Origin of the sequence: Pseudidiomarina woesei, from assembly GCF_001418345.1 — a bacterium.
GTDB lineage: Bacteria > Pseudomonadota > Gammaproteobacteria > Enterobacterales > Alteromonadaceae > Pseudidiomarina > Pseudidiomarina woesei.
In genome coordinates this window covers 102343-123661 of record NZ_LIPW01000001.1, presented here as the reverse complement: position 1 = coordinate 123661, position 21319 = coordinate 102343, and the positions used below count along the sequence as shown (strand labels likewise).

The window sequence follows — 21319 nt, the reverse complement described above, 5'->3', positions numbered from 1 at the left end:
TGAATGCATTAACAGAAGGAATTGCACCATGAGTGGCGGTACTATTTTCGATAAGATCATTGCCAAAGAAATTCCAGCTGACATTGTCTATGAAGACGAATTAAGTCTGGCGTTTAAAGACATTAATCCACAAGCGCCAGTACATGTGTTAATTATTCCCAAAAAACACATCGCGACCATTAATGACATTGAAGAATCTGATCGCGAGTTAATTGGGCATTTATACGTCGTTGCTGCGCGCCTTGCTCAGCAATACGGCTTTGCCAAAGACGGTTATCGTGTAGTCATGAACTGTAACGAAGACGGCGGACAGTCGGTTTACCATATTCATCTGCATTTACTTGCTGGGGTAACCATGGGTTGGCCGCCTTTTGCTAATAATAAACCAAAGCAAGTTGATTAAGTTGGCGCTGATTTATGTCTAACTTCAAAAAGCCAAGTGACCAAGAGTTAAAGCAACGTCTAACCGACATGCAATACTACGTGACCCAACAAGACGGTACCGAACCGCCCTTCCAAAATTCATATTGGAACGAGCGGCGGCAAGGTATTTATGTAGATGTCGTAAGTGGCGAACCACTGTATTCGTCGGCAGACAAATTTGATTCAAGTTGCGGTTGGCCAAGTTTTACCAAGACCATTTCGGACGCCTCGGTTACAACCCATACCGATTTGAAATTTGGTATGCGCCGCACAGAAATTCGCAGCACCCAAGCCGACTCACACTTAGGTCATGTGTTTAATGATGGCCCAATGCCATTGGGAACGCGTCACTGCGTAAATTCAGCTGCGGTTGAGTTTATTCCGCTAGAAGACATGGAAGCACGCGGCTACGGCCAGTGGATTCCAACCGTAACCGCTAAAAACGACTAATTACAACCCCGTAGCAATACCTTCACGGCGCGGATCGGCGCCGCCATACAACCCGCCTTCAGGGCGTAACGTAATTCCGTGAAGGCCGCTATTTAAGTCCTGTACCTTCACGGTGTGGCCGCGAGCCTCTAACGGCGCTGCCAACGCTTCCATGGCGGTGCCTTGCTCTAAATTTGTCACGCCATTTAAGTTGGTGACATGGGGCAAATTAATCGCGCTCTGCATGTCTAAATTCCAGTCCAGCAGCCCCACCAATGTTTGTGCAACATAATTAATAATACGTGCACCGCCCGGCGAGCCCACAGCGTGCAATGGTTTACCTTGCTGATCAAAAACAATAACAGGTGCCATAGAGCTACGTGGCCGTTTACCAGCTTGCACTCGGTTCGCAACTAACTTGCCATTTTGTTCAGGTACAATCGAAAAATCTGTTAACTGATTATTTAGCAAAAAGCCTGCCGCCATCACACCGGAACCAAACCCCATTTCAATACTGGAGGTCATTGAGAAAACATTGCCTTGGGCATCGACAATGCTCACGTGCGTGGTATTGGGAAATTCTGGTGACTTGTCATCAGCGTAACTTAGGTTGGCATTCAGCTCGCTAGGCGTAGCGGCCTGCGCTTTGCCCATATCTTGTTCATTAATGAGCTGGGCACGACGCGCTAAATACTGTTTATCCAGCAACTGTTGCACCGGTACTTCAACAAAATCGCTATCGGCAATGTAGCGATTGCGATCAGCAAATGCCAAGCGCGATGCCTGCGTAAAGTAATGACTGGCTAGCTCGCCGTTGACGGGTAAATCTGCAACAGGAAAGTTTTCAAGCAGCCCCAGTATCTGCAACACGGTAATACCACCAGAACTTGGCGGCCCCATGCCACAAACCTCATAAACTCGGTATTCTGTACACACAGGTTCACGCACTATGGCTTCATAGTTTGCTAGGTCTTGCGCACTCAGCAAACCTGGGTTAAGCGGCGAGTTTTGCACTGCTGCGACAATTTTATCGGCAATTGGTCCGCGATAAAACGCATCCGCGCCCTGCTCCGCAATCAGCTTTAAGCTCTGTGCTAACTCGGGGTTATTGCGCACAGTTCCGGTGGTCAGGGCTTCACCATTGGGGTAAAAATAATCTTTGCCAGGCGACATTTGAGTGAGGCCGGGGCTTAGCTCCATTGCCAATAATTTAGCCAAGCGTGGCGACACTTCAAAACCGTGCTCAGCGGCATTAATGGTGCTTTGAAATAACGTAGACCAAGGTAATTTACCCCACTTATCATGCGCCAGCTCTAGCCCACGAAGAATACCTGGGGTACCAACCGAACGACCGCCTGTTACGGCTTCCATAAAGCTAGCTGGCGGCTTGCCCTGCGCGTCTAAAAATAAGGCTGGTGTTGCTGCCTCTGGCGCAGCTTCACGGGCGTCAATGGTATACAAGCGCTGTGACTCGGCATGCCAGTACAAAATAAAACCACCGCCGCCAAGGCCAGATGACTGTGGCTCGGTAAGTGTCAGCATGGACTGTACAGCAATAGCCGCGTCAATTGCGCTACCGCCCTGCGCAAGAATCGCTTCACCTGCCCTTGCCGCGGCCGGCGTTGCTGCTGCCACCATATAGCGCTGGCTTAGAACACCCTTTTTCTCGGTAAAACCAGTAGCAGCTTCAGGGTCATAGGCCACGCTGGTGCCATGAGCTTGGTTTGCTTGAGACGTTGAGGGTGAATTTGATTTATTAACTGGCGAATCACTGCATGCACTAAGTAATACAAGCGCAAACAACATAAATAGACGCATGATCATACCTTTCTACTGAAAAATAAACGCGGCTTGGTTTACAGCCTCCGTAACTAGACTCTATCATACGTACTCCTGCAGTCACGAACAACGATCATTGCCATGCATAAAATAAATGAAGCCATTCAAGTGATTATTTGTAGCCTAGTTATTGCAGCTGTCGCTATTTGGTTGCCGTACTATCAAGCAGAAACCGGCTCGCTACTTAACCAATATGACTTTGCACAAGCTCTCGCTTGGCAAGAGCCCTGGCGTTTATTGACTGCTCATTTTTTCCATTTAGATGCTCGTCACGCGCTCTACAATGCGTTAGGCCTGCTTATGGTTTCTGTATTTTTCGCGCGCCACTTTGACGTGAGAACTTGGTTAAATGCAATATTGGTTATCGCAACTTTGGCATCGGTACTAGTTAGGCTGGTGGGCATACCTGAACGTTTTGTTGGCTTATCGGGTGTCATTCACGGCTTATTAATGATGAGCCTGCTGTTGGAGTGGGCAAAACAAAAATACGCATTCAACGACTGGCTACCGCCACTGTCCATTGCATTATTAACGCTCAAAGTAGTGTTGGAAATAACCGGCTTATTAAACAGCCAGATACTACTTAGCCAAGGCAATACCTTTGGCTATGTTCATGGCGCTGGACTAGTTGCTGGGGTTGTTGCATGGCGACTGCATCGGCGGCGGTTAGCTTCATTGACAGCTAATCCAAATAAGCCAACCACTACCGAAAGCAGTCAAGAATAGTATTACAATACAATACGGTCTTTGTTGAGTTCTAGCATGCGCGGGCCAATGCCCTTTACCTGCATCAGTTGATTCACATCGCTAAATTGGCCCAATTCGTCGCGCAATTTAATAATGTCTTTCGCCCGTTTAATGCCGACACCGGTCAGCGCGTAAGCTAACTGCTCGGCGTCGGCGGTATTGATATTTATTTGGGTTTGCTGTGCGGCTGTTTGCCATGGTGCCAAAACGGCTGCTGAAACCGGTGTTGTTGCCAACATCGGTGACAACATAGGCAGCATAAGAGCCGCTGAAAGAAAGGTTTTCCGTAACATATGAATACACTCCTGATAAACCGTTAGTTCAAAAACATAAATGGTTTTGTGCTTTTAATTTGCGCACTACAGAAGTGTATTCAAGCCCCTGAATAAAGGCGAATAATTATCACGGATTAAGCTGTCAGAGATTCATGTATTGCGTTCAATGCTGCCACCGGATCACTCGCTTGAGTAATTGGACGCCCAATCACCAGCACTTCAATACCAAGCGCCGCAGCTTCTGGTGGTGTCATCACGCGGCGCTGGTCGCCTTGTTCAGCGCCCACTGGGCGAATACCCGGGGTAACACGAATAAAACCGTCACCGCACTGTTGGGCAATCATTTGGGCTTCTTGTGCTGAACACACAACACCATCTAACCCAGCTGATTTGGTTAATTGCGCTAAACGCAGCACCTGCTGCTGAGGTGACACCGTAATACCAATTTCTTGCAAGTCGTCCTCGGTCATGCTGGTTAATACGGTAACGGCAATTAAATGGGGCTTGTTGGGCATATCCGCAATAGCATCGCGCGCCGCTTCAAGCATCCGGCGGCCACCACTGGCATGCACGTTTACCATCCACACTCCCAACTCAGCCGCTGCGCGCACTGCTTTGCCAGCCGTGTTTGGAATATCATGAAACTTTAAATCAAGAAATACCTTAAAACCGCGCTTAACTAGGGCTTTAACAAAGTCAGGCCCGGCACTGGTAAAGAGTTCTTTGCCAACTTTTAAACCACATTGCTGCGGTGAAAGTTGGTCAATTAATGGCCATGCCGATTCAGCATCGGCATAATCTAGCGCTACAAAAATCAACGAATTAGACATCTATTCTCCATCTAGCCCTATAATGGGCTTAATTTCACCCCAAGTACGGCACGACGGACAGTGCCAATACAAAGTACTACCTGAAAATCCGCAATGACGACAACGGTACTTTGGCCGCTGCTTCATTTGTTGCTGCACTAAACGTTGCAGCATTTTCAAACTGTCACGTGCACTGCCCACATCGGCGGCACGAATATGAAAGTCCATTAACTTATGGAAACCTTTCATGGTTGGGTTTTCCACCAGCGAATTCTGAACGAATTGTTCAGCTGCCTCAATGCCGTTTTCACGAGCTATCATTTCTGACAACATAACTGCGGCAGTCGTGGAATGCGCACTTTTCACGCACTGATGCAAAAACTGAATTAATCCGCCTTGATCATCAACCTCATCAAAACAAGCTTTAATAAGCGGTAGCGCCTCGCTAACAAACTCTGGGTCTTCATCTAAAATACCCATGAGTATTTTCTGTGCCTTGCGATATAAACCTTGGTTGTACCACATGCGCCCAAGCGCCAACGCTGCACGCACGCAATCGGGATCGTGCTGCCGAGCCTTCAAATAGTATTTTTCGGTTGGCTCTGGTTCTGTTTGGCGTTCAGCAAGCTCACAATAAAGCTGGGCAACAAGCACCTCTGCTGTGCGGTCAAAACGCATGAGTTTTAACGCAACTTTTATCGCTTTATCCCATTCATGGGTGGCTTCATATAATTCTAATAAATGACGCTGGCAGGCCTCGCGAAATTGTTTGTCCCCTTGCAAGGCCAACAGCATTTCTTCAGCGCGGTCAAAAATACCAGCGGCTAAGTAATCAAGGCCTAACTCAAACATGGCCTGACGGCGTTCTTGTTCGCTAATGCTCGGCCGCGACGTTAGGTTTTGATGTATTTTTATCGCGCGATCAAGCTCTCCGCGACGCCGAAATAGCTTCCCTAGCGCCCAGTGTGTCTCTAGTGTGTCAGAGTCGACATCAAGTAATTCAATGAATAAATCAACCGCTTTGTCGGGTTGATCTGAAAGTAATAAATTAAGGCCAGTTACGTATTGGCGGGAAAACTGCTCTTGTTCTTGTCTATTTTCATTACGAACGCTGTTGCGACCCATGAACCAACCATAGGCAGCGGCAACTGGTAATAGCAAAAACAGCAGCTCTAACATCAGGCTTGACTCTTATCGCTCACAAGTTGTTTTTTTAGTTTACGGTTTTCGCGACGCAACCCAAATTGCGCAGCTAGCATGCTGAATAAGCCAATAATAAAGCCTAGCGCTAAGAAAATGGCGCCAACGGTTGCAACGCTAACTTGTTGCTTAGCTATAATAAAATCAACCGCAATAACCTGATTATTTAATGCGCCAAAGGCAATGGCAATAAGAAACAAAATAATCAGCGGCAGGCTAACAAATATGAATCGAATCATGATCTTTCCTGTCATGCGCTAAAAAAAACGGCATGCTTAATATAGCATGCCGTTCTTATTAACTCGACGTTAAAATTATCCGATATTGTCGACCCGCTCTCGCAGTTCTTTACCGGGCTTAAAGTGCGGAACGTGCTTTGCGTCCAACTGCACCTTTTCGCCCGTTTTCGGATTACGCCCCTCGCGTGGGGCCCGATAATGCAGGGAAAAACTACCAAAACCACGAATTTCAATTCGTCCACCAGAGGCCATTTGCTGGGCCATCTGTTCGATAAGTTCTTTCACCGCATCTTCAACCTGACGCGGAGACAGCTCTGGGTACAACTTCGTCAACTGGGTAATCAGTTCCGATTTTGTCATCACTTTCTCCTCTAACAATGCGTCAATGCTTTCGGGCCTACGCTAAGAAGCTTTTAGTCGTCGCTTTTAGCTGCTTTGAAAGCTTCAGCCATTGCGTTTGTGAAGTCGCCTTCGTCTTGCTGCTTGTTCACAGAGTCAATAGCTTCTTTCTCTTCAACTTCGTCTTTCGCACGGATAGACAAGCTTAAGGTACGGTTCTTACGATCCACGCCCATGAAGCGCGCTTCAATTTCGTCACCAACGCTTAATTCAGTGGTCGCATCTTCAATGCGGTCACGTGAAATGTCAGCAACGCGAACGTAACCTTCAACGCTGTCAGCCAGCTCAACTTTGGCACCTTTGGCATCAACTTCGATGACCTTACCTTTAACAATAGCACCTTTTTTGTTGGCCGCTAGGTAATTGTTGAACGGATCTTCTTCTAATTGCTTGATACCTAGAGAGATACGCTCGCGCTCAGCGTCAACTTGCAATACCACGGCAGTTACTTCTTCGCCTTTCTTGAAGTCGCGTACTGCTTCTTCGCCAGCTGCGTTCCAGCTGATATCTGAAAGGTGAACCAAGCCGTCGATGCCGCCGTCTAAGCCAATGAAGATACCGAAGTCAGTGATTGACTTGATCTTACCTGATACTTTGTCGCCCTTGTTGAAGTTCTTCGCGAACTCTTCCCACGGGTTAGCTTTACACTGTTTCAGGCCAAGTGAAATACGACGACGCTCTTCGTCAATTTCAAGAACCATAACTTCAACCACGTCATCCAAGTTAACAACTTTAGATGGGTGTACGTTTTTATTGGTCCAATCCATTTCAGAAACGTGTACCAAACCTTCAACGCCTTCTTCGATTTCAACGAAGCAGCCGTAGTCAGTTAAGTTGGTTACACGACCAGTCAAACGGTGGCCTTCTGGGTAACGCGCAGCAATATCAGCCCATGGATCAGCGCCCAATTGCTTCAAGCCAAGCGATACACGAGTACGCTCACGGTCAAACTTCAATACTTTCACGTTGATTTCGTCACCAACGTTAACCACTTCGCTTGGGTGCTTAACGCGTTTCCAAGCCATGTCGGTGATGTGCAACAAGCCATCAACGCCGCCTAAGTCTACGAATGCGCCGTAGTCAGTCAGGTTCTTAACGATACCCTTAACTTCTTGGCCTTCTTGTAGGTTCTCAAGCAACTCGTCGCGCTCTGCACTGTTCTCAGTTTCAATTACTGCACGACGTGAAACAACAACGTTGTTGCGCTTCTGGTCAAGCTTGATAACTTTGAACTCTAATTCTTTGTTTTCTAGGTGCGTTGTTTCACGAACTGGACGAACGTCAACCAAAGAACCTGGTAAGAACGCACGTACGCCACCTAAATCAACTGTGAAGCCGCCTTTCACTTTACCGCTAATTAAACCGGTAACAGTTTCTTGGTCTTCGTAAGCTTTCTCAAGCTGCAACCAAGCTTCGTAGCGCTTCGCTTTCTCGCGAGACAGGATGGTTTCACCAAAGCCGTCTTCTACTGCATCCAATGCAACGTCAACTTCGTCGCCAATTTGAACTTCAACAACGCCTTCAGCGTTACGGAATTGTTCAACAGGGATAGCACTTTCAGATTTCAAACCAGCGTCAACAAGAACAACGTCACGGTTGATAGCTACGATGGTGCCTTTAACGATAGAACCTGGGCGAGTTTCGACCTCTTTGAGGCTTTCTTCAAACAGTTGTGCAAAATTTTCTGACATATGTGTTAACTACTTTTAGTTAAGTACGTCCACCAAGCAATCCCGAATGGCGGGGTTATTAAAATTGATCTGATGGCTGTCCTTGCTACAGACCCCTAAGCGAGCAGCTATTCGACGCTGCTAGTCTCAGATTTAGAGAGCTTGCCATGAGCAAACTCCAGAATTTGATCAACCACTTCGGTAATACTCAAATTCGTTGAATCTATAAATAGCGAACCCTCGGCAGCACGCAGTGGCGCAACCGAGCGGTTGGTGTCCCGTTCATCGCGTTCACGAATCTCGGTGATTAATTGGTCAATTTTAGCATCAATTCCTTTTTCTCGCAATTGCTCAAAGCGACGACGGGCGCGCTCTTCAGGGCTTGCCGTCAAAAAGACTTTGGCAGCTGCGTCAGTAAACACCACAGTGCCCATATCACGGCCATCTGCCACCAAGCCTGGCAGCTCTTTAAAGGCCCGTTGGCGGCGCAATAACGCTTCGCGAACACGCGGCAATGCGGCCACTTTAGAGGCCATATTCGCCACCTCTTGGGTACGAATCGTCATGGTGACATCTTCGCCTTCCAAAATAATATGGGTTAGCTCTGGGTCTTCCTCTACGTCAAACTTAACGTCAAGCGCACCGGCTAATGCCACCAAACTTTCTTCATCGTCTGCAGCAAAGCCATGGTGAATGGCAGCTAAGGCTAACACACGATAAATAGCACCACTGTCAAGCAAGTGCCAACCGAGTTTGTCCGCTAAAATACGGCTTACGGTGCCTTTGCCTGAGCCGCTTGGGCCATCAATAGTGATTACGGGTGTGTTTTTGCTCATGCTATCCTCTACCAAAATAAAAGCGCCGCAATTATACGGATCTGGCAGAAAATTGCACCCTAAATTGCTGATCGTTCCATGATCTGTTCATGAATTTTGTGTGATATTACAAAACTCAGCAAAGAAATTGGGGTAGGTTTTGCTGGTACATTCAGGGTTTAAAATAGACACCCCAACATCGCTGAAGCCAAGTAATGCGAAGCTCATGGCCATACGATGATCATTGTATGTGGCAATCTGTGCATGGGTGAGTTGTTCCGGCGGCGTCACCGAAATAGCGTCTTCCGTTTCAACCACATGCGCCCCAACTTTGCGCAGTTCGGCTGCCATTGCGGTTAATCTATCGGTTTCTTTAATGCGCCAATTGGCGATGTTGCGAATATGCGTTGTGCCTTTTGCAAATAACGCCAGTGTCGCAAATGTCATCGCCGCATCCGGAATTGCATTTAAATCGGCATCAAGCGCTTTTAATGGCCCTTTACTGACGGTGATCGCATGCTTATCAACACGAACTTGGGCGCCCATTTGCGTCAAATAATCAGCAAACTGCACGTCACCTTGAATACTCTCACTACCTACGCCGTTTATGGTGAGTGGTCCATCGGCAATTGCCGCTGCCGCCATCCAATATGACGCTGCACTGGCATCGCCTTCCACCCAGTACTCGCCTGGACTTTGGTAATTTTGGTTGCCAGGAATCATAAACTCTTGGCGACAAATACGATGTATTTCAATACCAAAACGCTGCAACATAGACAACGTCAGTTCAATATATGGCCAGCTAACCACCTGCCCAGTTAACTGCAAAACACTATCACCTTGCAGCAACGGCAATGCCATTAATAACGCTGAAACATACTGGCTTGAAGCGCTTCCATCAATGCTTATCATGCCATGGCTCATTCCCCCACGAATTTCAACGGGCGGATAGCCTTCATGTTGCAAACAACTTAGATGAGCACCTGCCTGACGTAAGGTATCAATAAGCGCTGCCGCTGGACGCTCTTGCATTCGCGCGTCGCCAGTGAGCACACAATGCGGGTCATCATCGCGCTCGGCAAAGCTAGCGGCAAGCACAGCAATTAGTGGTCGCATAGCCGTTCCGGCATTACCTAAATCAAGTGCGCGCGGAATAGTTGCCCACTGCCCACCACAGCCAGTAACGGTTATGGTGGTCGCCTGTTCATCACTAACGTCAACTTGCACACCAAGGGCTTGCAAAGCTTCCAGCATGCGCTCGGTATCATCGCTACGAAGCACATTGGTGAGTTGAGTTTGCTGCCCAGGTTGGCACAACGCAGCCATGAGTAAAGCGCGGTTCGCAATACTCTTCGAGCCCGGTAAAGTGACTTCACCGCGGCAACTGCGTAGGCCTTGTAAAGTGATCATTTTAGTAACTTAGCCATAGCATCAATAAATGCTTGGTTTTCGGCGGGCAAACCAATACTCACCCGCAAATGATGCGGCAACTGATAACCCGCAACTGGGCGAACAATAACGCCCGCGCGCAATAACTGTTGGTAAATTTCCGCCGCTTCAGAGCCCACTTCAATCGTTAAAAAGTTGCCGTGAGACGGAATGTAATTTAAACCACTTTGTTCACAGAACCGCACCAATTGCGCCATGCCTTCTTGATTCACGCGAACCGATTCAGCAAGATATTCTTCGTCATCTAAGACCACTTCGGCGGCGCGTAAACTCAGGCTATTCATATTGAACGGCTGACGCACACGGTTCATTAAATCGGCGATATCTGGGTGGGTAATGGCATAACCTGCACGCAAACCTGCTAAACCGTAAGCTTTCGAGAAAGTACGGCTGACAATTAAGTTTGGATACTGCGCTACCCATTCAACCGACGGCGCGCGTTCGGCTTCACTCACGTACTCGTAGTAGGCTTCATCAAGCACCACCAACACATTCTGCGGCACCTGCGCAATAAACTCAGCCAGCTCTTCTTTGGTTAAGAAAGTACCGGTTGGGTTATTCGGGTTAGCAATAAAAATCATCCGTGTTTTCGGCGTAATCGCCGCTAACATCGCCGGTAAGTCGTGGCCGTAGTTCTTTGCCGGCACCGCGACCCCTTTCGCACCAATGGCTTGAGTTACCAGCGGGTACACAACAAACGCATGCTGCGCAAAGATAACTTCATGAGTTTCATTAACGAAGGTACGTGCCAATAGCTCTAACACGTCGTTAGAGCCATTACCTAAAGTGATTTGATTGGTGTGAACGCCAAACTTTTCCGCCAATTTGGTTTTCAAATAAAACCCATTGGCATCTGGATAGCGAGCGAGTCCACTCAGTGCATCTTGCAACGCACCTTTTACCTTAGCACTTAAACCAAGTGGGTTTTCATTTGACGCTAATTTCACAATATTTTTAATACCCAGTTCACGTTCAACTTCTTCTATTGGCTTCCCCGCTTGATACGGGCTTAACGTTCGAATACCTGGGTTCGCAAGTGCTTTCGCATTAAATTCAGTCATAGTTAAGTTCAAATTCGATATTAGTTATTAGATATTCGATATTAGTTAAAAGACTTCCAAGATATCGCATATGGTAACGCCCATATCTAATATCCAATATCTAATAGCTAATATCGCTCTTGTTGTTTGTATACGAGATATTAGCTAAAAGACTTCCGCGATATCGAATATGGTGACGCCGATATCCAATATCTAATAGCTAATATCGCTCTTGTTGTTTGTATACGAGATATTAGCTAAAAGACTTCCGCGATATCGAATACGGTGACACCGATATCCAATATCTAATAGCTAATATCGCTCTTGTTGTTTGTATACGAGATATTAGCTAAAAGACTTCCGCGATATCGAATACGGTGACACCGATATCCAATATCTAATAGCTAATATCGCTCTTGTTGTTAGGCTTTGCGCTCGAATTCGCGCATAAAATCGACTAACGCCTCAACCCCAGCCAGCGGCATCGCATTATAAATACTCGCACGCATACCGCCCACAAAGCGGTGCCCTTTCAAACCAATCAAACCGGCCTGTTCCGCTTGTTTCAAAAAGTCACCGTCAAGGCGTTCATCAGCAAGCAAGAATGGTACGTTCATTCGCGAACGATAGTTAGGGTGCACTGGGTTACGGTAGAAGTCAGAACTGTCAATAAAATCGTACAGCTTTGCTGCTTTGGCACGATTCACCTCGCCCATCGCAGCCACCCCACCTTGGCGTTTTAACCACTGAAACACTAACGCTGATAAATACCAAGCGAAGGTGTTTGGGGTGTTGTACATTGAACGCTCTTTGGCTTGTACGGTGTAATCCATAATGGTTGAGGTGTTGCCTTGCGCATGCCCAAGCAAATCGTCCCGAACAATGGTAATAGCAAAGCCTGAAGGCCCAATGTTCTTCTGCGCACCGGCGTAAATCACGCCAAACCGGCTTACATCAAGCGGTTCAGAAAGTATATTCGACGACATGTCGGCAACAATAGGCACCTGCACATCTGGAATGTCATGCAAGGCAATACCATCGACAGTTTCATTGGGGCAGTAATGAAAATACGCCGCATTGTCAGATAGCTGCCAGCGTTCACGCGGGACTAATGCTTTGCCCTGCTCAGTTTGCTCCGCAGCACCGACTACATTCACATGCTTGACGTATTTTTGCGCTTCGCGAATGGCAAACTCCGACCAAATGCCGCAGTTTAAATAGTCCACAGTGGCGTTAGGGCCCGCTATATTTTGCGGTACCGCACTAAACTGTCCCCGACCACCGCCGTGCATAAATAGCACTTGATAATTGTCGGGAACAGCCATTAACTCACGTAAGTCCTGCTCGGCCTGCTCAGCAAGGCGAATAAAAGCGGGATCACGATGGCTAATTTCCATCACCGAAATGCCCAGATTATTCCAGTTCAAGAATTCCTCTTGGGCTTGCTTCATCACCTCTGCCGGCAGCATTGCCGGCCCCGCAGAAAAGTTAAACGGGGCGCTCATGCAATTATTCCTCAGTTACGTCATCAACCGATGCGTCATCCGCATCATCGTCTAAAGGTTCGTTGTTATCTTCGCCTTCTACTGGCTCGTTAAGCAACGCATCTGTTTCATCGTCTTCATCCACTTCGTCAATGCGCTGCATACCAACTACTTTTTCGTCAGCGCCGGTGCGAATTAAACGAACGCCTTGGGTGTTACGTCCTACCACCGATACTTCATTAACACGGGTACGTACTAAGGTACCTTTGTTGCTAATAAGCATAATTTGGTTGGCATCGACAACTTCCATCGCACCGACAACCAGGCCATTGCGTTCACTCACTTTGATCGACACAACGCCTTTAGTCGCACGACTTTTCGCTGGATAATCAGTAATTGGTGTGCGTTTGCCGTAGCCGTTTTCAGTCACCGTTAATATAGTTGGCACTTCTTCTTCAATGGTACGCGGCACAATCAGTGACACCACGCGCTGCCCTTCTTCTAGGCGAATACCACGTACACCTGTGGCGGTGCGGCCCATTGAGCGAATTTGCTCTTCACTAAAGCGAACCACTTTGCCGGCATCAGAGAACAGCATGACTTCGTCACCCGCGGTGGTGACGTCAACACCAATTAACTCGTCGCCATCGTTCAGGTTCAACGCAATAATACCGCCGCTACGTGGGCGTGAATAAGCCTCCATTGGGGTCTTTTTCACGGTACCGTTACGAGTCGCCATGACAATATATTTATCGTCTGGGTAGTCACGCGTCGGCAAGATAGCGGTAATACGCTCATCGGCCTCAAGCGGCAACAAGTTCACAATCGGGCGGCCGCGCGAGGTGCGCGTTGCCAACGGCAATTGATACACCTTCATCCAGTAAATACGGCCGCGGGTTGAGAAGCACAAAATAGTGTCATGCGTGTTAGCAACCCATAACCGCTCAATGAAGTCTTCATCTTTCATCTTAGTGGCTGATTTACCCTTACCACCGCGACGCTGCGCTTCATATTCGGTTAATGGTTGATACTTCACATAGCCGTGATGCGACAATGTCACGACCACGTCTTCTTCGTTAATTAAGTCTTCCATGCTGATGTCGTGCGCAGCTGCAGTAATTTCTGTGCGACGCGCATCGCCATATTCAGCCTTAATTTTTTCCAGCTCTTCGCGAATCACTTCCATCAAGCGTTCTGCATTGTTCAAAATGTGCAGTAGCTCTTCAATGACTTGCAGAAGGTTCTTGTATTCTTCAAGAATTTTCTCGTGCTCAAGGCCAGTTAACTTATGCAAACGCAAGTCCAAAATGGCCTGAGCTTGTTCTTCAGTTAAGTAATATTGGCCGTCACGAATGCCAAACTCAGCGCTCAAGTGATCAGGGCGTGCTGCATCAACCCCAGCGCGTTCAAGCATGGCTGCAACGTCACCTAACTGCCATGCACGGCTGGTTAAGCCCGCTTTCGCGTCGGCGGCAGTTTGTGAGCGACGAATTAACTCAATAATTTCATCAATGTTAGCTAGCGCAATCGCTAGACCTTCTAAGATGTGCGCACGTTCACGTGCTTTGCGTAATTCATAAACCGAGCGACGTGTGACCACTTCACGGCGGTGCAAAATAAAGCACTCAAGCATGTCGCGCAGATTAAATAAACGTGGTTGGTTTTTATCCAAAGCAACCATGTTAATACCAAACACCACTTGCATTTGGGTGTTAGCATACAAATGGTTCAGAATAACTTCGGCAACTTCACCGCGTTTAATTTCAATAACAATGCGCATACCGTCTTTGTCAGACTCATCGCGCAGACCGCTTATCCCTTCAAGGCGTTTTTCTTTCACCAGCTCAGCAATTTTTTCAATCAGCTTGGCTTTATTCACCTGATAAGGAATTTCGGTCACGATAATGGCTTCGCGGCCATTGCTGTCTGTTTCTACTTCCGCTTTGGCGCGTAAATGAATACGGCCACGGCCGGTTTTGTAGGCTTCAATAATGCCTGCGCGGCCAGAAATAGAAGCCGCCGTTGGAAAGTCAGGGCCAGGAATGTATTCCATCAATTCATCAATTTGAATGTCTGGATTATCAATCATTGCCAAACAGCCGTTAACCACTTCCGTTAAGTTGTGTGGCGGAATATTGGTTGCCATACCTACGGCAATACCCGAAGAACCGTTAACCAATAGGTTCGGTACCCGGGTTGGCAATACTTCTGGAATTTGTTCAGTGCCGTCATAGTTAGGCACAAAATCGACCGTTTCTTTATCCAGGTCGGAAAGTAATTCGCTGGCAATCTTAGCCATGCGAATTTCGGTGTAACGCATTGCTGCAGCTGAGTCGCCATCAACGGAACCGAAGTTACCTTGGCCATCAACTAACATGTAGCGTAATGAGAATGGTTGCGCCATACGTACAATAGTGTCGTACACTGCGCTGTCACCATGTGGGTGGTATTTACCGATAACGTCACCGACAATACGTGCCGACTTTTTGTAAGGCTTGTTAAAGTCGTTACGCAATTCATTCATCGCAAATAATACGCGACGGTGAACCGGTTTTAGACCATCACGAACGTCCGGTAACGCCCGCCCTACAATAACGCTCATGGCGTAATCAAGGTAAGAGCTCTTTAATTCATCTTCAATATTGACCGGAACGACTTCTCTGGCGAGATCACTCATAATAGTTATATCCCTAAACGATCTGTCTTTCTTATAATTCGTACGATTGCGCATTGTACCCGTAGCGAGGCGCTATCGCATCTTTTTTTATCCCTGTAGGTTGAGTACACTGTACCGACTTTTAAGCCGTAGCAGAAGCCCTATGAACCCAAATTCGAACGTTGATCCAGCAGAAATTGAAAAATTTAGTGCCATTGCCTCACGGTGGTGGGACCCCGAAGGCGAATTCAAGCCACTTCATTTAATCAACCCGTTACGCCTTGACTATATTTTGCAGCATTGCAACGGCGTGTTTGAACAGCAGGTACTTGATATTGGCTGCGGTGGCGGTTTATTGGCTGAAGGCTTAGCTCGCGCGGGTGCACGGGTTACTGGCATAGATATGGCTGAACAGTCGCTGCAAGTTGCACGCTTGCACGCCTTAGAAAGCAAGCTCGACATTACCTACGAGTTTGTGCCAGCAGAACAATTTGCGGCCGAGCACTCAGAACAGTTTGACGTGGTTACCTGCCTTGAAATGTTAGAACACGTGCCAAACCCAGCCGCCATTGTAAAAGCCGCCGCACAAGCGGTGAAACCGGGTGGCTACGTATTTTTTTCAACCCTTAATCGCAATGCCAAGTCATGGTTGCTTGGTATTGTAGCGGCTGAATATGTTCTGGGTTGGGTGCCTAAAGGAACTCATGAACATGCCAAATTTATTCAGCCGGCCGAACTGCTGCGCATGACCGATGCGGCCAAGCTAGAAGCCGAAGCCATGACCGGCATGCATTACTTACCGTGGCGCGGCTTTTATCTTGATGATAGCAATGTCGACGTCAACTACATTGTCTGTCTGCGCAAACCGCTATGACGAATCCAATTCCACAGGCCGTCCTGTTTGATTTAGACGGAACACTACTCGATACCGCACCCGATTTAGGTGCGGCATTAAACCAGGTGTTAGCTAGCGAAAAGCGCCCACTGGTTAGTGCCGAGGAATATACCCCGTTGGCTTCCCATGGTTCCGCTGGCCTTTTGCGTTATGCCTATGGCGACGAATTTGATCAGCGCCGCGATGAACTGCGCAGCGCTTTTCTTTCGGCTTATGCGGCTAATATTGCTGCAAATACAAAACCATTTCATGGAGTGCGTGAATTACTCCAGCAATTACAACAGCGCTCCATACCAGTGGCCATTGTTACCAATAAGCCGCACGCATTAACGGCGCAATTGGTGCCGTTTTATCAAGAGTTTGCTCATATACAGGTGGTGATTAGTGGCGATACCTTAGCTGTCGCGAAGCCAAACCCCGAACCCTTATTGCACGCCGCCAACCTATTGCGAGTAGACGCTTCGAGTTGTTGGTACATTGGCGATGCGGAACGCGACATTGAAGCTGGACGACGTGCCAACATGTTCACGGTGCTCGCTCGATATGGCTATATAAGTGCCACCGACCAACCCGAAATTTGGGGCGCAAATGCCATGATTGACCATCCAGCTGAATTGCTCGAATTGTGGTCTGACTAACCTTTAACCACAAGATGTTGTGGCGAATGTCAAAATTTGCTGAACATCTTGTGAAACCCTTGTTAATCAACGCTTATAAATTAGTTATCTGAACATGTCGGTTAAAAGACAAAAAAATAATAAGAAAATTTTTTTCTGCTATTGATTTTCCTAAGCTGCTTTAATGGCAAGCGTTTTAGCGAAAGCCCCTACTTGCATTCACGTTTTTTCACCAATTTCGAGCGGTAAATTCTCTTGATCAGTGTGCGATAAGTGCTAGGATACAGGTCATTCGATTAACCCAAGATATTGTGTAAAAAACGCACGAGTAGCCCCCTGCTGCACCATATCTTGTGGCTACACAAATATTACATAACAACAACGAATATGGATGCGCCTCATGAATCAACAGCTCTTCGTAACTAAACGTAGCGGCGAACGTGAACCTCTGAATTTGGATAAAATCCACCGCGTTATCAGCTGGGCCGCCGAAGGCCTCAACGACGTTTCAGTCTCACAAGTTGAAATCAAATCTCACATTCAGTTTTATGACGGCATTAAAACTGAAGATATTCATGAAACCATTATCAAAGCAGCCGCTGATCTAATTTCAGAAGAAGTACCTGATTATCAGTACATGGCCGCTCGTTTGGCGATTTTCCATTTACGTAAACTTGCCTACAACCAGTTTGAGCCGCCACACTTGTATGACCAAGTTACCAAAATGGTGGCTGCGGGCCGTTACGACAAGCACTTGCTCGAAGACTATAGCCAAGAAGAATTTGAACAAATGAATGATTTTATTGATCATTCTCGTGACTTAAACTTCTCATACGCAGCAGTAAAACAGCTTGAAGGCAAATATTTAGTTCAAAACCGTGTCACCGGTGAAATTTACGAAAGCGCGCAGTTTTTATATGTTCTTGTCGCGGCCTGTTTGTTCGCAAACTACCCGAAAGACACGCGTATGGACTACATCAAGCGTTTTTACGACGCAACCTCAGAGTTCAAAATTTCATTACCGACACCAATTATGTCAGGTGTACGTACCCCGACGCGTCAGTTCAGCTCCTGTGTACTCATTGAAGCCGGCGACAGCCTTGACTCAATTAACGCCACTGCAAGCGCCATTGTGAAATATGTATCACAGCGCGCGGGCATCGGCATAAACGCGGGGCGTATTCGTGCACTGGGTAGCCCAATTCGCGGCGGCGAAGCCTTCCACACCGGTTGTATTCCGTTTTACAAATATTTCCAAACAGCGGTGAAGAGCTGCTCACAAGGCGGTGTTCGTGGTGGTGCCGCCACCCTATTCTATCCGCTGTGGCACCTAGAAGTAGAAAGCTTATTAGTATTAAAGAACAACCGCGGCGTCGAAGAAAACCGAGTTCGTCACCTCGACTATGGCGTGCAGTTTAACCGTGTTATGTACCAGCGTTTGATCAAGGACGATTACATCACACTGTTTAGCCCGTCTGACGTACCTGGTTTGTATGACGCATTCTTTGCCGACCAAGACGAATTTGAGCGTTTATACAAACAATACGAAGCTGATGACAACATTCGTAAAAAGCGCATCAAGGCTATCGAATTGTTTAGCTTGTTTATGCAAGAACGTGCCAGCACAGGCCGTATTTACTTGCAAAACGTTGACCACTGTAATACCCACAGCCCGTTTGATCCGAAAGTGGCGCCGATTCGCCAGAGCAACTTATGCTTGGAAATCGCCCTGCCAACCAAGCCGTTGGCACATGTAAATGACGAAGAAGGTGAAATTGCCCTTTGCACGCTGTCCGCCTTTAACTTAGGCGCGATTAACTCACTGGATGACCTTGACGAGATGGCCGAATTAGCCGTGCGCGCGCTTGATAGCCTACTCGATTACCAAGAATATCCAGTGCCGGCAGCGCGTAACGCCACCATGGGGCGCCGTACCTTAGGCATAGGTGTTATTAACTACGCTTATTACCTGGCGAAAAACGGTGTACGTTATTCAGATGGCTCTGCCAATGGTCTTACGCATCGTACCTTTGAAGCCATTCAGTATTACCTCATGAAAGCTTCAATGAATTTAGCCAAAGAAAAAGGCGCGTGCCCTAAATTTAATGAAACCACGTATTCAAAAGGCATTATGCCAATTGATACCTATAAGAAAGATCTCGACACCATATGCAGCGAACCATTGCAGTTGGATTGGGATAAATTACGTGAAGACATTAAGAAATACGGCATGCGTAACTCTACTCTGTCAGCATTGATGCCTTCAGAAACGTCGTCGCAAATTTCTAACGCGACCAATGGTATCGAGCCACCTCGTGGCCATATCAGTGTGAAAGCGTCAAAAGACGGTATTACTAAGCAAGTGGTGCCAGAGTACGAAACACTCAAAAACGCCTATGAATTGCTATGGCAAATTCCAAGCAATAAAGGCTACTTAGAGCTCGTTGGTATTATGCAAAAGTTTGTTGATCAAACGATTTCAGCTAACACCAACTATGACCCGAACAAATTTGAAGCTGGCAAAGTACCCATGAAGCAACTGCTACAAGACTTGCTGTATGCCTATAAACTTGGCGTAAAAACGCTTTACTACCACAACACGCGTGACGGTGCTTCAGACAATCAAGTCGATTTACGTGACAAAGTTGAAGCGAAAACTCGCGAACAAGAAAACCAACAAGCGACTGTTGCAGTCGTTGAAGAAGATGATGATTGCGCCGGCGGTGCTTGTAAAATCTAGTGAGGCCGTGCGAACTGAACTGTCGAACTATACGCCCGAGCTCAGCAACAGAGTTCGGGCAGTCCATTCAATACATGGTGCGCTAAATTATGAGTTATTCAACCTTTAATAAAAATCAGATTAACCCGTTAAAAGAGCCGATGTTTTTTGGCAACTCGGTGAACGTAGCGCGGTACGATCAACAAAAACATAGTGTTTTTGAAAAGCTCATTGAAAAACAAATCAGCTTCTTTTGGCGTCCAGAAGAAGTTGACGTTAGCCGTGATCGGGTTGATTTCCAGGCATTAACTGAAAGTGAAAAGCACATTTTTATTTCAAACTTGAAATATCAAACGCTGCTTGACTCGGTACAAGGCCGCAGCCCAAATATCGCGCTGTTACCTATTGTGTCAATTCCAGAGCTAGAAACCTGGATAGAAACATGGTCGTTCTTTGAAACCATTCACTCGCGCTCATACACGCACATTTTGCGTAACCTATTTACCGACCCGAGCGAAGTATTTGAAGACATCGTCATTAACGAAGAAATTCAAAAGCGCGCCAATGACATTTCGCAATACTACGACGACCTCATTTTCTATACCCAGCTGTGGCAAACCCATGGTGAAGGTGAATGGGAAGTTGATGGCGAAATGCACACCGTGAATATGCGCGAACTGAAAAAGAAATTATTCTTGTGCATTAACTCAGTGAATGCCCTCGAAGCGGTTCGTTTTTATGTCAGCTTTGCATGTACATTTGCCTTCGCTGAGCGTGACTTAATGGAAGGTAACTCAAAAATCATTCGTCTTATTGCACGTGACGAAAACCTTCACTTAGTGTCTACCCAGCAAATCATCAACTTATGGCAATACGGTCAAGACGACCCAGAAATGAAAGAAATTGCCGAAGAGTTGCGCGAAGAAGCACTGCAAATTTTCATGAATGCGGTTGAGCAAGAAAAACAATGGGCGCACTACTTGTTCCGCAACGGTTCAATGATTGGCCTCAATGAAGAAATGCTCTGCCAATATGTTGAATACATTGCCAACATGCGCATGGAAGCCATTGGCTTTGACGCGCCATTTAAGCAACGTAGCAACCCATTACCCTGGATGAACAAGTATTTGGTGTCTGACAACGTACAGGTAGCGCCGCAAGAAGCAGAAATTACCTCATACCTTGTTGGTCAAATCGATAGCGAAGTAAGCGCCTCCGATTTGGGAGACTTCGAGCTATAACTTGCCCTATGAGCGACAATGAGCCAAGTCTTTAAAGTTAAAGTCAACGGTCAGCACCAGCTGACCGTTGACGCTTCACAAGGTAACACTTTACTTGAAGCGCTCGAGCAAGCAGGCCTTGAGCCGCACTACCATTGCCGCAATGGTTTTTGCGGTGCCTGTCGGGTGCAACTTACCTCTGGCGATGTTACCTACATAAATGACCCACTTGCGTTTATTCGCCCCGGTGACTGCTTAGCCTGTTGCTGTGTGCCCGCTTCCGACATTGAAATTAATCAATAATCGACCAAATCGATAAGCGATATTAAACAAACCCATTGGAAACTCGCGCCTGTTTGTAGGAAAATACGCGGCAATTATTGTTCTTAAAAAG

20 protein-coding genes are annotated in these 21319 nt (G+C 47.1%); 8 read left to right on the top strand and 12 right to left on the bottom strand.

The features are described 5' to 3' along the window. The first annotated feature begins 28 nt into the window (after positions 1 to 28). Together ASC40_RS00625 and msrB are read left to right on the top strand one after the other, a co-directional pair. The gene (locus tag ASC40_RS00625; protein ID WP_055437863.1) at positions 29 to 403 is read left to right on the top strand and encodes a histidine triad nucleotide-binding protein; all 375 of its coding nucleotides are present in this window, start codon (positions 29 to 31) and stop codon (positions 401 to 403) included. Positions 404 to 417: 14 nt separating this feature from the next. Next, positions 418 to 873 carry a peptide-methionine (R)-S-oxide reductase MsrB gene (msrB, locus tag ASC40_RS00620; RefSeq protein ID WP_055437862.1) on the top strand — a complete coding sequence of 152 codons (456 nt, stop codon included), beginning with the start codon at positions 418 to 420 and terminating at the stop codon, positions 871 to 873. Here the strand turns inward: msrB and ggt are convergent, their stop codons facing one another. After that, positions 874 to 2670, bottom strand: coding sequence for a gamma-glutamyltransferase (gene ggt / locus ASC40_RS00615; RefSeq protein ID WP_245622149.1), 1797 nt, complete (start codon positions 2668 to 2670; stop codon positions 874 to 876). It abuts the gene before it with no gap. A 102-nt stretch (positions 2671 to 2772) separates the two neighbouring features. Between ggt and rrtA the strand changes: the two genes are divergently transcribed. Continuing rightward, positions 2773 to 3417, top strand: coding sequence for a rhombosortase (gene rrtA, locus ASC40_RS00610; RefSeq protein ID WP_055437860.1), 645 nt, complete (start codon positions 2773 to 2775; stop codon positions 3415 to 3417). A 2-nt stretch (positions 3418 to 3419) separates the two neighbouring features. Here the strand turns inward: rrtA and ASC40_RS00605 are convergent, their stop codons facing one another. The 11 genes from ASC40_RS00605 to gyrA form a co-directional block, all read right to left on the bottom strand. Beyond that, a complete protein-coding gene (locus tag ASC40_RS00605; protein WP_072243346.1) occupies positions 3420 to 3731 on the bottom strand; it encodes a ComEA family DNA-binding protein in 312 nt (103 codons plus the stop codon). Between the two features lie 116 nt (positions 3732 to 3847). After that, positions 3848 to 4543 (bottom strand): orotidine-5'-phosphate decarboxylase, encoded by a 696-nt coding sequence (pyrF, locus tag ASC40_RS00600; RefSeq protein ID WP_055437859.1) that lies wholly within the window; start codon positions 4541 to 4543, stop codon positions 3848 to 3850. Further along, on the bottom strand, positions 4544 to 5701 hold the full coding sequence (gene lapB, locus ASC40_RS00595; RefSeq protein WP_055437858.1) for a lipopolysaccharide assembly protein LapB: 1158 nt from the start codon (positions 5699 to 5701) through the stop codon (positions 4544 to 4546). After that, positions 5701 to 5961, bottom strand: a complete 261-nt coding sequence (locus tag ASC40_RS00590; RefSeq protein ID WP_055437857.1) for a lipopolysaccharide assembly protein LapA domain-containing protein — start codon at positions 5959 to 5961, stop codon at positions 5701 to 5703. The genes lapB and ASC40_RS00590 overlap by 1 nt, the downstream gene beginning before the upstream one ends. 75 nt (positions 5962 to 6036) lie before the next feature. Further along, complete coding sequence (locus ASC40_RS00585; RefSeq protein ID WP_055437856.1) at positions 6037 to 6321, bottom strand: integration host factor subunit beta; 285 nt, start codon at positions 6319 to 6321, stop codon at positions 6037 to 6039. 53 nt (positions 6322 to 6374) lie between these two features. Continuing rightward, the gene (gene rpsA / locus ASC40_RS00580; RefSeq protein WP_055437855.1) at positions 6375 to 8051 is read right to left on the bottom strand and encodes a 30S ribosomal protein S1; all 1677 of its coding nucleotides are present in this window, start codon (positions 8049 to 8051) and stop codon (positions 6375 to 6377) included. Between the two features lie 107 nt (positions 8052 to 8158). Continuing rightward, on the bottom strand, positions 8159 to 8866 hold the full coding sequence (gene cmk, locus ASC40_RS00575; protein WP_055437854.1) for a (d)CMP kinase: 708 nt from the start codon (positions 8864 to 8866) through the stop codon (positions 8159 to 8161). Between the two features lie 87 nt (positions 8867 to 8953). After that, positions 8954 to 10255 (bottom strand): 3-phosphoshikimate 1-carboxyvinyltransferase, encoded by a 1302-nt coding sequence (aroA, locus tag ASC40_RS00570; RefSeq protein WP_055437853.1) that lies wholly within the window; start codon positions 10253 to 10255, stop codon positions 8954 to 8956. Continuing rightward, complete coding sequence (gene hisC, locus ASC40_RS00565; protein ID WP_055437852.1) at positions 10252 to 11355, bottom strand: histidinol-phosphate transaminase; 1104 nt, start codon at positions 11353 to 11355, stop codon at positions 10252 to 10254. Before hisC ends, aroA begins: the two co-directional genes overlap by 4 nt. A gap of 401 nt (positions 11356 to 11756) precedes the next feature. Next, positions 11757 to 12839, bottom strand: a complete 1083-nt coding sequence (gene serC, locus ASC40_RS00560) for a 3-phosphoserine/phosphohydroxythreonine transaminase (RefSeq protein ID WP_055437851.1) — start codon at positions 12837 to 12839, stop codon at positions 11757 to 11759. A gap of 4 nt (positions 12840 to 12843) precedes the next feature. After that, the gene (gene gyrA / locus ASC40_RS00555) at positions 12844 to 15495 is read right to left on the bottom strand and encodes a DNA topoisomerase (ATP-hydrolyzing) subunit A (RefSeq protein WP_055437850.1); all 2652 of its coding nucleotides are present in this window, start codon (positions 15493 to 15495) and stop codon (positions 12844 to 12846) included. 142 nt (positions 15496 to 15637) lie between these two features. Between gyrA and ubiG the strand changes: the two genes are divergently transcribed. The 5 genes from ubiG to yfaE all read left to right on the top strand — a co-directional run bounded on the left by ubiG (position 15638) and on the right by yfaE (position 21228). Continuing rightward, on the top strand, positions 15638 to 16348 hold the full coding sequence (gene ubiG, locus ASC40_RS00550; protein WP_055437849.1) for a bifunctional 2-polyprenyl-6-hydroxyphenol methylase/3-demethylubiquinol 3-O-methyltransferase UbiG: 711 nt from the start codon (positions 15638 to 15640) through the stop codon (positions 16346 to 16348). Beyond that, the gene (locus tag ASC40_RS00545; protein ID WP_055437848.1) at positions 16345 to 17007 is read left to right on the top strand and encodes an HAD family hydrolase; all 663 of its coding nucleotides are present in this window, start codon (positions 16345 to 16347) and stop codon (positions 17005 to 17007) included. Before ubiG ends, ASC40_RS00545 begins: the two co-directional genes overlap by 4 nt. Before the next feature lie 379 nt (positions 17008 to 17386). Continuing rightward, entirely contained in the window at positions 17387 to 19726 is a 2340-nt protein-coding gene (gene nrdA, locus ASC40_RS00540) for a class 1a ribonucleoside-diphosphate reductase subunit alpha (RefSeq protein WP_055438489.1), read from the top strand. 89 nt (positions 19727 to 19815) lie between these two features. After that, on the top strand, positions 19816 to 20946 hold the full coding sequence (gene nrdB, locus ASC40_RS00535) for a class Ia ribonucleoside-diphosphate reductase subunit beta (protein ID WP_055437847.1): 1131 nt from the start codon (positions 19816 to 19818) through the stop codon (positions 20944 to 20946). Between the two features lie 18 nt (positions 20947 to 20964). Then, the gene (gene yfaE, locus ASC40_RS00530) at positions 20965 to 21228 is read left to right on the top strand and encodes a class I ribonucleotide reductase maintenance protein YfaE (RefSeq protein WP_055437846.1); all 264 of its coding nucleotides are present in this window, start codon (positions 20965 to 20967) and stop codon (positions 21226 to 21228) included. Positions 21229 to 21319 lie beyond the last annotated feature (91 nt).

Coding starts and splice junctions, on each gene's coding strand:
- ASC40_RS00625 (WP_055437863.1), top strand. CDS start 29: ATGAGTGGCGGTACTATTTTCGATAAGATCATTGCCAAAGAAATTCCA.
- msrB (WP_055437862.1), top strand. CDS start 418: ATGTCTAACTTCAAAAAGCCAAGTGACCAAGAGTTAAAGCAACGTCTA.
- ggt (WP_245622149.1), bottom strand. CDS start 2,670: ATGCGTCTATTTATGTTGTTTGCGCTTGTATTACTTAGTGCATGCAGT.
- rrtA (WP_055437860.1), top strand. CDS start 2,773: ATGCATAAAATAAATGAAGCCATTCAAGTGATTATTTGTAGCCTAGTT.
- ASC40_RS00605 (WP_072243346.1), bottom strand. CDS start 3,731: ATGTTACGGAAAACCTTTCTTTCAGCGGCTCTTATGCTGCCTATGTTG.
- pyrF (WP_055437859.1), bottom strand. CDS start 4,543: ATGTCTAATTCGTTGATTTTTGTAGCGCTAGATTATGCCGATGCTGAA.
- lapB (WP_055437858.1), bottom strand. CDS start 5,701: ATGTTAGAGCTGCTGTTTTTGCTATTACCAGTTGCCGCTGCCTATGGT.
- ASC40_RS00590 (WP_055437857.1), bottom strand. CDS start 5,961: ATGATTCGATTCATATTTGTTAGCCTGCCGCTGATTATTTTGTTTCTT.
- ASC40_RS00585 (WP_055437856.1), bottom strand. CDS start 6,321: ATGACAAAATCGGAACTGATTACCCAGTTGACGAAGTTGTACCCAGAG.
- rpsA (WP_055437855.1), bottom strand. CDS start 8,051: ATGTCAGAAAATTTTGCACAACTGTTTGAAGAAAGCCTCAAAGAGGTC.
- cmk (WP_055437854.1), bottom strand. CDS start 8,866: ATGAGCAAAAACACACCCGTAATCACTATTGATGGCCCAAGCGGCTCA.
- aroA (WP_055437853.1), bottom strand. CDS start 10,255: ATGATCACTTTACAAGGCCTACGCAGTTGCCGCGGTGAAGTCACTTTA.
- hisC (WP_055437852.1), bottom strand. CDS start 11,355: ATGACTGAATTTAATGCGAAAGCACTTGCGAACCCAGGTATTCGAACG.
- serC (WP_055437851.1), bottom strand. CDS start 12,839: ATGAGCGCCCCGTTTAACTTTTCTGCGGGGCCGGCAATGCTGCCGGCA.
- gyrA (WP_055437850.1), bottom strand. CDS start 15,495: ATGAGTGATCTCGCCAGAGAAGTCGTTCCGGTCAATATTGAAGATGAA.
- ubiG (WP_055437849.1), top strand. CDS start 15,638: ATGAACCCAAATTCGAACGTTGATCCAGCAGAAATTGAAAAATTTAGT.
- ASC40_RS00545 (WP_055437848.1), top strand. CDS start 16,345: ATGACGAATCCAATTCCACAGGCCGTCCTGTTTGATTTAGACGGAACA.
- nrdA (WP_055438489.1), top strand. CDS start 17,387: ATGAATCAACAGCTCTTCGTAACTAAACGTAGCGGCGAACGTGAACCT.
- nrdB (WP_055437847.1), top strand. CDS start 19,816: ATGAGTTATTCAACCTTTAATAAAAATCAGATTAACCCGTTAAAAGAG.
- yfaE (WP_055437846.1), top strand. CDS start 20,965: ATGAGCCAAGTCTTTAAAGTTAAAGTCAACGGTCAGCACCAGCTGACC.